We start from the raw sequence: 12,292 nt of genomic DNA, 5'->3' as shown, positions 1-12,292 counted from the left end.
ATATTTATCAATAACTAACTCATTAGCTTAATGGTAAAGCGCTGAAATTTTTAGCACGTCCTATTGCCAACTATTAGGCTGAACATTAAACTAATGAATGAACGTTCATTCATTTTAGATTCTATTATGCACAATAAGCACGATCTTATTCTTCGCGCCGCAGAAAAAATTATCGCTGCCGGCGGCATACAAGGCTTGTCTATGCAGCAAGTTGCTAACGAGGCAGGCGTCGCTGCGGGCACGATTTATCGCTATTTCAAAGATAAGAATGAGCTCATCTTAGAGCTCAGAAGGGATGTACTGGCTCAAGTCGCCAGCGCCATATTGGCAGATCATGACAAAGGCACTCTCGAACAGAGATTTAAGCGGATCTGGATGAAAATGCATGACTACGGCAAGCAACGCTCTCCAGCCAATTTAAGCTACGAGCAATATGCACACCTACCAGAAAGCAATACCGATGAAATCCGCCAGTTAGAAATGGGGTTATTCGCGCCATTACAACAGCTGTTCGAAGAGGGCATTAAACAAGGCTTGATCCAGCCTTTAAACCCTAGATTTCTATATGCGATCGCAATGGAGCCCTCTATGGCACTCGCGCGATCGATTAGACGCGGTCTAATTGAATACGACGAAAAAGATATCACGCTTGCCTGCGATATATGCTGGCGGGCAATTCTCATTCCAAACACACCGACAAACTAAAGGAGTTATCAGGACATGAAAAAGTGGACCCTGGTGATGATCATCATTGCAGTACTGGCCTTCGGCTCAGTCATTGGCTTCAATCTTTTTATTAAAGGAAAAATTGCCGATGCTATTGCCAATATGCCCGAGCCCGTTGCACCAGTCACAGCTATCGATGTCAAAGAGAGCAAGTGGCAGCCAACCATTAACGCCATTGGCTTTGTCGAGCCTAATCAAGGCGTGACCATAGCAAACGAGCTAGCAGGGGTGGTTTCTGCTATTCGCTTTGAGAATGGTAGCCCTGTTGAAGCTGGGCAGATGTTGGTGGAGCTTGACTCAAAAGTAGAGAAAGCCAACCTTAAGAGTAAGCAGGTACAGCTTCCAGCCGCCGAAGCGGACTTTAAGCGCTTAAGCAAACTCTACAAGCAAAACTCTATCTCTAAACAAGATCTTGATAATAGCCAGTCTAAGTATTTAGCCTTGATGGCTGACATTGAGAGCTTAAGTGCCACCATAGGTCGCCGTGAAATCAAAGCTCCCTTTACCGGTCTGGTCGGTATTCGTAACGTCAACCTAGGTGAGTACCTACAAACAGGCACAGATATCGTCCGCCTCGAAGATATCAGCACCATGAAGATCCGCTTTACCATTCCACAGACTCAGCTGCCTCAAATAGAGACAGGCCAAGTGGTACATGTTTATGTTGATGCTTATCCTACCGAGCCGTTTGAAGGGACAATTGCAGCCATCGAGCCCGCGGTATTTTATCAAAGTGGCTTAATTCAGGTGCAAGCTCAGATCCCGAACTCCCATGGAAAACTGCGTAGCGGTATGTTCGCCAAGGTCGATATTATGCTACCTGAGTTAACTCAGCAGGTAGTAATCCCACAAACCGCAATCAGCTTTACTCTTTACGGTGACTCTGTCTATTTGATTGAAGAGAAAGATGAAAATGGCGAGCAAGTCAAACGTGTTAAGCAAGTGAATGTTAAAGTCCTCGAGCGCGATGACATCAACGCTCTAGTCGTTGGTGGCGTGAAAGCTGGCGATACTGTCGTCACCTCAGGTCAAGTACGCTTAAGTAACAACACTAAAGTCAAAGTGACTGAGGATGATGCATTAACCCCTCCAGCCACATTGCCACAGTTGTAAGCGGAGGATTTGCCGATGCGCTTCACTGATATATTTATCCGCAGGCCAGTACTCGCGGCCTCCATCAGTTTTCTGATATTACTACTTGGCTTCTATGCCCTTAAAAGCATGCAAGTTCGAGAGTATCCAGAAATGACCAACACTGTAGTAACCGTAACCACCAGCTACTACGGTGCCGACTCTAACTTGATCCAAGGTTTTATTACTCAGCCCTTAGAACAAGCACTCGCTCAGGCCGACAACGTTGACTTTATGACCTCTGACAGCTTTTTAGGTAGCTCTAAAATCACTGTCTATATGAAGCTCAATACCGATCCTAATGGGGCCTTAGCCGACATATTAGCTAAGGTAAACTCAGTACGATCTCAGCTACCGAAAGAAGCTGAAGATCCTACAGTTGAGATGTCAACAGGCTCACAAACTTCAGCCCTTTACATCTCTTTTTATAGCGATCAAATTAACTCAAGCCAGATCACCGACTATCTAGAGCGTGTGGTTAAGCCTGAGTTATTTACTATCGATGGCGTTGCTAAAGTAAACCTATACGGTGGTATCAAGTACGCCATGCGTATATGGTTAGATCCAGCTCGGATGGGAGCTTTTAACCTATCATCGACTGACGTCATGAACGTGCTGCAAGCTAATAACTACCAGTCAGCTGTTGGCCAAACCAATAACACTTTTACCCTACTCAATGGTACCGCCGACACACAGGTTGCTACCGTAGCGGAATTAGAGAAACTGGTTATCGGCAGTAAAAACGGCTTAGTGATCCGTTTAGGCGATATCGCCAGCGTTAATCTAGAGAAAAGCCACGATGTCTATCGTGCTCTTGCCGATGGTCAAGAGGCGGTTGTGGTTGGTTTAGACGTGACCCCAACAGCCAACCCTCTGGTTGTGGCGGCCGATGCACGCGCTATGATGCCGCAAATAGAGCGCAATCTTCCTATCACAATGAAGACTCGCATTCTGTATGACTCATCACTGGCAATTGATGAATCCATTGATGAGGTAATTAAAACCATTGGTGAAGCCGCACTTATCGTTATTGTGGTTATCACCCTGTTCTTAGGATCGTTCCGAGCGGTTATCATTCCAATTGTCACTATCCCGCTGTCTTTAGTCGGTGTGGCTATCATCATGCAGATGTTTGGCTTCACCCTGAACCTGATGACTCTATTAGCCATGGTGCTCGCCATCGGTTTGGTGGTGGATGACGCCATCGTGGTGGTGGAAAACGTTGATAGACATATCAAGCTGGGGGAAACGCCATTTAGAGCAGCAATTATCGGTACCCGAGAAATTGCCGTTCCTGTTATTTCTATGACCATTACCTTAGCCGCAGTATACGCGCCTATTGCCTTAATGGGGGGAGTCACAGGCTCCTTGTTTAAAGAGTTTGCCCTTACCCTAGCCGGAGCTGTATTTATCTCAGGGATCGTGGCACTGACGCTGTCACCTATGATGTGCTCTAAAATTCTAAAAGCCCACGCCGAACCTAACCGTTTTGAGCGTGGTGTAGAGAACTTCTTAGAGGGCTTAACCAGCCGCTACAATCGCATGCTAACGGCAGTACTGGATAAGCGACCTGTGGTCATCGCCTTTGCTATTATCGTGTTTGCTTCTTTACCAGTAATGTTTAGTTTTATCCCTTCTGAACTGGCGCCTAACGAAGATAAAAGCGTGGTCATGATGATGGGCACCGCTCCTTCTAGCGCTAACCTGGATTATATCCAAGCTAATATGACATTAGTAACAGATATGATCAGTGCCCAGCCTGAAGCCGCTGCATCCCTTGCCTTTGTTGGCGTTCCCAATGCTAACCAAGCCTTTGGTATCGCGCCGCTTGTACCTTGGAGCGAGCGTGATAAGAGCCAAAAACAGATGCAGGAGTTCTTTGGTAAGGAGGTCAAAAATGTCCCTGGTATGGCAGTAACAACCTTCCAAATGCCAGAATTGCCAGGTGCATCTAGCGGCCTGCCGATTCAGTTCGTGATCACCAGTTCAAGCTCTTTTGAAAGCTTATTCCAAATCGGTTCAGGCGTGCTCGAAAAAGTGCAACAAAGTCCACTATTCGTCTACTCAGAGGTCAACCTAAAATTTGACTCAGGCTCGATGAAGATCCATATCAAACGTGATGTAGCAGGTGCTTATGGCATCACCATGCAAGATATCGGTTTAACCCTCACCACCATGATGAGTGATGGTTACGTTAACCGCATTAACTTGGATGGCCGCTCTTATGAAGTGATCCCTCAAGTGGAACGAAAACTGCGTGCTAACCCAGAGGCGCTAGCAGGCTATTACTTAACTGCTGCCGATGGCCGCTCTGTACCACTTGCCAGCCTTGTGGATATCGAAATGGTGTCAGAGCCTCGCTCACTACCACACTTTAATCAGATGAACGCAATTACCGTTGGTGGCGTTGCGGCACCTGGGGTCGCGATTGGTGATGCGATTGCCTTCTTGAAGAATATCGGTGATAACGAACTTCCTAAGGGTTATAGCTATGACTTCTTAGGTGAAGCACGTCAATATGTCACCGAAGGCTCTGCACTGTACGCCACCTTTGGCTTAGCACTGGCTATCATCTTCCTCGTGTTGGCAAGTCAGTTTGAAAGCCTTAAAGATCCTTTAGTTATCTTAGTGTCGGTACCACTGGCGATTAGTGGTGCTCTAGTCGCACTAGGTTGGACCCATGTATTCGGACTATCGTCGATGAACATCTACACTCAGGTGGGCTTGATCACCTTAGTAGGCCTTATCACCAAACACGGTATCTTGATGTGTGAGGTAGCCAAAGAGGAGCAATTACATAATGCTCTCAGCAAAGTCGATGCCATTAAGCATGCAGCAACCATACGTTTGCGCCCAATCCTCATGACAACAGCAGCAATGATCGCAGGTTTGATCCCACTGCTATTTGCCTCGGGAGCGGGTGCTGTTGCGCGCTTTAACATCGGCTTGGTAATTGTTTCAGGCCTTGCGATTGGTACCGTATTCACCTTGTTCGTTCTACCAGTAATTTACACCTACTTGGCAGAAAAGCATGAACCTCTTCCTGTATTTGATGAAACATTAAATACGCAAGAGAACAAAGCTTCCCACGCTTAACTTTATAAAGCAAAGCAAAAGCCTGCAGTAATGCAGGCTTTTTATTATGCACTCGTTTATCGAGCTTTGATTCACACTCAATGGTGATTATTTTGGCAATAGTGATAGCCTAAGGTACAATCAAAACATATACAGCATTATGCACTTAAGCGGATACAAACAATGATTAACCCGAAAAAAATTGAAGAAGTCGCTAAGCAATTAAGCGAAAACCTTCCTAGTGGATTAAAGCAATTTGCAGGCGAATTTGAAGAACGCAGCAAACAAGTACTGCAAAACCAGCTACAAAAATTAGATGTCGTATCTCGTGAAGAGTTTGAAGTTCAGCAACACGTTTTGATTAAAACCCGTGAGAAGCTAGAAGCATTACAAGCACAAGTTGATGCACTTGAAGCTAAATTAAACGCAGCAGACTAATTAGCGTTTTCTGCTACAAAGCTGAATCGCCCAATAAAACAGAGCATCTTTTCAGGTGCTCTTTTTTATTTAGACTCATGCAATCAAAGAGTTCGCCGCGAGTACTCACTTGTTCAGAGCCGTTGATAAATCCTGACTAGGTATAAAGACGAACTCAACTCACAACGGAACAAAAGCTGCTCACCACGAAAGGCGCTGAGCGCCCGAAGAAAAAGCCTAATACCTTGCCGTTTTCATTACCTTCGTGGTGAGATTAGTGATCAATGAAATTAATGCTTTAGAATTTCGCTACGCTTTCGCTCAAGAATCACCACTATGAATTAGGATTAATTTACACTTCATGCTAGTGCACTAGTATAGCGCGCTGTTGGCAGGTAACCTTGCCAGCTTCAAGCTGCGTATGATTAACCTACGCCCTAACCACCTACAGTTTTGAGGTCCTGCTTTGAACAAACCCTCTTTTTCGCCTCATCACACTAACAAAGTACTCTTTACTGCTTGGGTTGTGTTATTGGCCATTCCCGCCACTATCTACTTTAGTGCAGCGAGCTTATTTCCAACTATCGCCTTAGACTCAAATCTGGCTCAGGCACTATATTGGCTTACCAGCACCGGAACCGCACCTTACGGTATTGCAACAGGAATAGTCATTCTAATGTTCTGCTACCGCCGGTTAACCAAGCCGCAGTTTATACAGTTAGTGCTCGCCGTTTCTATCAGCATGGCCGCTACCCTTAGCCTCAATCACTTTCTCAAACCTTACTTTGCCGAGCCACGCCCTAACGCCATGCTGTTAGAGCAGGAGTACCTGCTTAACACCCAAGACTTCTACCAGCATAACAAGGCAGATAAGCGTGAGCTGATCGGCAGTGCCATTAATCAGTTAGAAGTCGCCAGACCCGATTTAAGCTTAAGCCCACAGCTCAAACGCCACTGGCAACACGAAGTGGGCTACGCCTTTCCCTCTGGGCACACTCTCTTTGCTGTTACCTTGGCATTAGCGGTTAGTTTCTATCTTCTACTGGCAGGTCAAGTCATCATGCCTATCATGCTTCTTGGTTGGGCGATTACCATGGGCTTTAGCCGCATGTTGCTCGGTATGCATTGGCCGCAAGATGTGTTGGCGTCTACAGCAATTGGTGGCAGCATCGCCTTTAGCAGCATCTACCTGACCCAAGCGCTGTGGCCTACAATCGATAGCCAGTTCATCTCTCGCCTTAAAACTGCCTGAGAAGTCGATAAATTAGCCCCTAATCCTAAGTGGGGTTTATTAAACGCCTCACTTGCGCTTGATATCAATTGCGGTATTCTGCCTGCAAAGAAACCGATATCTTAAAGAGAAGCATGGCTGAACTGCAATTAGACAAAATCGATCTGCATATCCTCAAATTGATGCAGCAACATGGAAAACTCTCCAACCAAGAGCTTGCCGAAAAAGTGGGGTTATCTCCCTCTCCTTGTTCTAGACGAGTAAAGTCATTGGAAGAGGCAGGCTATATTGCAGGCTATGCTACCCTGCTCAGCGCCGAGCATTTCGATCTTGCACTTACAGCCTATATCCAAGTCAGGTTAGAGAAACACGCTACCGATATTCTGGATGCATTCGAGGATAAGGTCAGCAGCTACGATGAAGTACAGGAGTGCTGCCTACTCACTGGTAGTGACGCCGATTACCAACTCAAGGTGCTAGTCAGAGACATGAAGCACTTCAAGGTCTTCCTTCTCGATAAGCTGACCACCAACGATCACATCGCAGGTGTACGTTCCAGCTTCGTACTGAAACAAGTTAAAAGCCAAACCAGTATTCCACTGCCAGTTTAGCAAGACGCTAAATTCAGACTTCATTCTGCAGTCAGATCACTCTTAGCGGCATAACATGCCGCTCACACCGACTTACCAAGCCATAGTGTCTATAATCTGTGCATTCGGTCGCATTTTTGGTTTTTATCGCTAAATGATTTTATTGCGCATAGCCATTGATAAAAACAAGCTTACGCAACAAAGCATCACCACCCACACCTAAAGCGACAAAACAACTCAAAGAAACCTAAAATACAAAGATAAAATATTAACGAAGTAGAGTTGCGCGCGAGTTTAAGGCGTTGACCTATCATTTTTAAGCACTAATATGCGCGCTCTTAATTGACAAAGAAGTACAGAAAGAGAGCTCAAATGAGTACAGTAAAACAGGGGCATTTTAGCTCTAGAATTGGCTTTATTATGGCGGCAGCGGGTTCAGCTGTCGGCGTCGGTAATATTTGGGGATTCCCCACTCAAGCAGCCACTCACGGCGGCGGAGCCTTCCTGCTGGTTTACCTGTTTCTGATCTTAGTACTCGGTTACCCAATGCTACTGGCGGAGCTAATGATTGGTCGCCACGGGCAAACAAACCCAGCCGATGCCATGGCCAAGGTTGCCTCTAAACCACTTGCTAAGAAGATAGGTAAGGCGATCGGCTTTATCTCCATAGTTACCGCAACCTTAATCTGTACTTTCTACAGCATCTTATCAGGTTGGTTTGTCAGCTTTGCCATCGCCCCCGTTGCCGAATTAACCGGCCAAACCAGTGCCGCATCTTGGTTGATGGACTTCTCGCTGTCGCGCAACTTAGTGTTCACCCTTGTTTTCATCGCCATGGTGATACTGGTGATCCGTCAAGGCGTGCAGAAGGGGATAGAGCGTTGGTCAAAGCGTTTAATGCCGATGTTACTCGTGATCTTAGTGGCTGGTGTGGCGTATATCTTGACTCAGCCGGGAGCGATGCAGGGGCTAGAAGTATTATTAGTGCCTGATTTTTCGCGAGTATTCGAAGCTGATGTATTGATTGGTGCTTTAGGACAAACCTTCTTCTCTTTAACCATTGGTACCGCTGCCATGATGGTTTACGGCGCCTATTTGAGCCAGAAGGAAGACTTAAGCAAGCTAACAGCCTACGTCACTTTGACCGATACTAGTGTGGCATTTTTAGCCGCGCTTATGGTGCTACCAGCCATGTATGTCGCGCAGCACAACGGCGTGCAGATTTTTGCCGAAGATGGCAGTCTATTAAACTCTGACACCTTAGTGTTCACCGTACTGCCCGCACTATTCGATACCATCGGCGGCATCAGCCAATACCTGTTGGCCATCACTTTCTTCATCTTGATGACCATTGCAGGCTTAACCTCAGCCATCTCGATTGTTGAGGTGCCCACCAGCTATCTTGTGGAAAAGACCAACCTAAGTCGTGACAAAGCAACCCTACTGGTTGGTAGCGTCATCGCAGCCTTGTCGATGCTGGTTGTGTTTAACTTCGAGACGCTATTTAGCCTGATGATCACCATGACCACCGAGCGCGCTCAACCCCTTATAGCATTAGGGATCGCCATCTATTTAGGTTGGATATGGAATCGCAACCAACTTATCAGTGCTATTGCCGCACAAGATAACGTTAATACAGACAGCCTATTTTGGAAGCTATGGCCTTGGTATGTGAAATATATCTGCCCAGTGCTGATTATCATGATTATTGTGCAGTTAATTAGCTAATTCATCACAATTTTACTCACTTCAATAAGGGCGATTTTCTCGCCCTTTTTTACAGGTGTCCCCTGTAAAAAAGTGAAACTTGTCACACCTACCTGTGACCCTTTGTCGCACCTTGATACAAATTGGTTTATCGCTAACGTAAAGCTCTGTAAAACAGCCTAAAAATAAATAACGATAAGCGATACCATGATGAACAAAAAAAGCATATTGACCATTCCAGTGGTCACTCTGGGGCTGATCTCTGCCCCAACATTTGCCGAAACCAGTCAAAAAGATGATAAATCAGAGCCAGTGGAACGCATCATTGTCACTGGCGAACTAATGAAAGATCCAACTAAGACCTATACCGATCCCAAAAAGCCAAGACTGCCCTTGCCAGCCTATGATGGCGCAGGGTTTCTTAAAACCATTCCCGGTTTCAGCATCGGCAGAAAGGGCGGTGCAGGCGGCGATCCTAGCCTGCGTGGCCTAGGTGGTTCACGTTTAAGTATTGTCGATGATGGTCAACATGTTTACGGTACTTGCGGTGGCCGCATGGATCCACCAACGGCCTATATCTACCCTGAAGCCTACGACAACATCACCGTCATCAAGGGGCCACAAACCGTAAAATACGGCCCTGTTGGTAGCGCAGGCACAGTATTGTTCGAGAAAGACCGCCACAGTTTCGATGAGCCGGGCTTAGATGGCCGCGCCAGCATGACGGCCGGCAGCTTTGGTCGCACCGATTACTTAGTCGAGCTAAAAGCCGGTGACGAGAAGCATTACTTCGATATGGATGTTAACCAATCACAAAGCGATCATTATAAAGATGGTGACGGTAACAAGGTTCAGTCGAGCTATGACCGCTCCAACTATAACTTTGCGCTGGGCTGGACGCCGAGCGACGCGACGGTACTCGAGCTGGCGTACGGTAGTTCATCTGGTGAGGCGGAATATGCCGATCGCGCTAACAAAGCCCGCGAGATCAGCAATGAAAACCTCACTTTCTTGCTGCAACATGAGTTCGAGAGTGAATGGCTAAATAGCATCGAATTGCAAGCCTACACCAACGAAAACGATCATGTAATGGATCAATTTGATCAAGGCGTCAACTCAGGAACCAACGTCAGGCGTGGCACCCAAGGCGGCCACCTTTGGGCTGACTTTACCTTAGCCACAGACTGGACCTTAACCGCAGGTGCTGACTACATGGATAGCACACACGAAGGCCGCAGTATTAACCCAGCCGTCGACAATGGTTTAGACGATCTACTCAACAAGCCATTTAAAGACAACATGCGTTACCAGGCGACAGGGCTATTTTTAGAGTCTACTTATAATCTCTCAAGCGGTAAGTTAATCGCCGGTGCCCGCTATGATCATTGGAACACTGAACTCATGGTCGGTCAGAAAGGCGAGCGCAGTGACGATCTATTTAGCGGTTACGGTCGCTACGAACTCACCTCTGGTAACAGCCAGTACTATGCTGGCGTTGGGCATGCCCAGCGCATGCCTGACTACTGGGAGATCATGAAGTCAGACATCAACAACCCGAGTCAAAAAGCATTCGATTTAGCACCAGAAAAAACTACCCAACTAGATATTGGTTGGATCTACGAAGCCGATGTAGCCATCTCGACCTCTCTGTATTACGGTGAGATCCGCGACTATATCTTGATTGACGTTAACCAAGGACCAGCGGCTACAGCCTATAACATTGATGCCACCGTATATGGCGGTGAAATCGCGGCAACGATCCCGTTAACTGAACATTTCTCAAGCCAGACCAGCGTCAGCTACAGCCATGGTGAGAATGACACGGCAGGAACGCCATTAGGCCAAATTCCACCGCTTGAGGGACGTATCACCCTAGATTATCAATACAACCAGTGGACCGCAGGCATACTGTGGCGCTTAGTTGCCGCTCAAGATAGAGTCGCGATTGGCGAAGGTAACATCTCAGGCCAAGATTTAGGTGAAAGCAGCGGCTTCGGCACCCTCGCCTTCAACGCTAGTTGGAAACACAATGAAGCACTACTAGTCAGCTTCGGTGTAGAAAACCTATTCGATATCACCTATGCCGAGCACATTAGCCGCTCAGGTGCAGGCAACGATATTCCGGGTAGCTCGCCTATGTTCCAAGTTAACGAACCGGGTCGTACCGCGTGGGTTAAAGTCGATTACACTTTCTAAGCCATAAACCATTTGCCTCATAAAAAAAGCCGCTCAATGAGCGGCTTTTTATTAACACATATGGCTAAGCCAATACTTCTTCTAATGCTTTAAGGCATAAGGCCACGTTTTCACGGCGTGCACCAAAGCCCATTAAACCGATGCGCCAAGCTTTGCCCGCAAGTGCGCCAAGACCCGCACCAATCTCTAAATTATAGTTTTCCAACAACTGTTTTCTGATCTTAGCGTCGTCGATCCCCTCTGGAATATAAACCGCGTTCAACTGAGGTAAACGACACGCTTCAGCTACCACAAACTTAAGCCCTAACCGCTGCAAACCATGACGCAGTACTTGGTGCATATCCGCATGGCGCTGCCAAGCAAGCTCCAGCCCTTCTGCGGCTAATAAACGCAGAGACTCATGTAGTGCATAGAGGGCATTTACTGGGGCTGTATGATGGTAGCTACGCTTGCCATCGCTAGAAGCATCCCAATAACCCATGACTAAGGTTTGATCGAGGAACCAGCTTTGTACAGGTGTTTTGCGCGCCTTTAGCTTGGCAACCGCTGCAGGCGAGAAGGAAACCGGAGATAAACCCGGAACACAAGATAAGCACTTCTGGCTACCGGAATAGATTGCATCTATGCCCCACTCATCCACCCTTAACTCGACGCCGCCTAACGAGGTCACCGCATCGACTATCGATAGGCAGTCATGCTGCTTAGCCAAAGCACACAAAGCCTTAGCATCTGACAGCGCTCCAGTGGAAGTCTCGGCGTGGACAAACGCGAGGAACTTAGCATCTGGGTTGGCCGCCAACGCACTGGCAACCGCATCGGTATCGACCGCTTCTCCCCACTCGTTATCCACCACCACGGCAACACCGCCAACACGCTCGACGTTCTGACGCATCCGCTCACCAAACACGCCGTTGCGACACACAATCACCTTCTCACCGGGCTCAACGAGATTCACAAAACAAGTTTCCATGCCGGCACTGCCTGGAGCAGAGACCGCCATGGTCATTTCATTCTTAGTCTGAAATGCGTATTGGATTAGCGCCTTAAGCTCATCCATCATTTCGACAAATAGCGGATCTAAATGGCCGATGGTTGGCTTAGCTTGCGCTGCTAGCACTTCAGGGTATACATCAGAAGGACCCGGCCCCATAAGGATCCGGCGCGGTGGACAAAAAGGCTCAATAAAGGGTGCGGGTAACATGATATTTCCTCTAAAACT

The 12,292-nt window shown here is 47.2% G+C and carries 9 protein-coding genes; 8 read left to right on the top strand and 1 reads right to left on the bottom strand.

All coding sequences use genetic code 11. The features are described 5' to 3' along the window. Positions 1 to 126 precede the first annotated feature (126 nt). From K5Q92_RS06990 to K5Q92_RS06955, 8 genes are all read left to right on the top strand, one after another. A complete protein-coding gene (locus tag K5Q92_RS06990) occupies positions 127 to 705 on the top strand; it encodes a TetR/AcrR family transcriptional regulator (protein ID WP_259649514.1) in 579 nt (192 codons plus the stop codon). Between the two features lie 15 nt (positions 706 to 720). Then, positions 721 to 1,839 carry an efflux RND transporter periplasmic adaptor subunit gene (locus K5Q92_RS06985; RefSeq protein WP_220768301.1) on the top strand — a complete coding sequence of 373 codons (1,119 nt, stop codon included), beginning with the start codon at positions 721 to 723 and terminating at the stop codon, positions 1,837 to 1,839. A gap of 15 nt (positions 1,840 to 1,854) precedes the next feature. Beyond that, positions 1,855 to 4,953 (top strand): multidrug efflux RND transporter permease subunit, encoded by a 3,099-nt coding sequence (locus tag K5Q92_RS06980; protein ID WP_220768300.1) that lies wholly within the window; start codon positions 1,855 to 1,857, stop codon positions 4,951 to 4,953. 162 nt (positions 4,954 to 5,115) lie between these two features. After that, entirely contained in the window at positions 5,116 to 5,370 is a 255-nt protein-coding gene (locus K5Q92_RS06975; protein WP_202286714.1) for an accessory factor UbiK family protein, read from the top strand. 445 nt (positions 5,371 to 5,815) lie between these two features. Further along, entirely contained in the window at positions 5,816 to 6,601 is a 786-nt protein-coding gene (locus K5Q92_RS06970; protein WP_220768299.1) for a phosphatase PAP2 family protein, read from the top strand. Between the two features lie 113 nt (positions 6,602 to 6,714). Further along, positions 6,715 to 7,191 (top strand): Lrp/AsnC family transcriptional regulator, encoded by a 477-nt coding sequence (locus K5Q92_RS06965; protein ID WP_220768298.1) that lies wholly within the window; start codon positions 6,715 to 6,717, stop codon positions 7,189 to 7,191. A 351-nt stretch (positions 7,192 to 7,542) separates the two neighbouring features. Then, positions 7,543 to 8,898, top strand: coding sequence for a sodium-dependent transporter (locus tag K5Q92_RS06960; RefSeq protein WP_220768297.1), 1,356 nt, complete (start codon positions 7,543 to 7,545; stop codon positions 8,896 to 8,898). Positions 8,899 to 9,084: 186 nt separating this feature from the next. Further along, positions 9,085 to 11,073 (top strand): TonB-dependent copper receptor, encoded by a 1,989-nt coding sequence (locus K5Q92_RS06955; protein WP_220768296.1) that lies wholly within the window; start codon positions 9,085 to 9,087, stop codon positions 11,071 to 11,073. A 64-nt stretch (positions 11,074 to 11,137) separates the two neighbouring features. On the opposite strand, the gene K5Q92_RS06950 is transcribed toward K5Q92_RS06955, so the two are convergent. Beyond that, positions 11,138 to 12,274: an alanine--glyoxylate aminotransferase family protein gene (locus K5Q92_RS06950; RefSeq protein WP_220768295.1), complete on the bottom strand. Its 1,137-nt coding sequence runs from the start codon at positions 12,272 to 12,274 to the stop codon at positions 11,138 to 11,140. Between the last annotated feature and the right edge of the window lie 18 nt (positions 12,275 to 12,292).

The sequence above is a fragment of the Shewanella sp. MBTL60-007 genome, from assembly GCF_019654915.1.
In the GTDB taxonomy this organism is placed as follows: domain Bacteria; phylum Pseudomonadota; class Gammaproteobacteria; order Enterobacterales; family Shewanellaceae; genus Shewanella.
The sequence above is the reverse complement of the archived record's forward strand: the minus strand, read 5'-3'. Positions and strand labels throughout refer to the sequence as shown.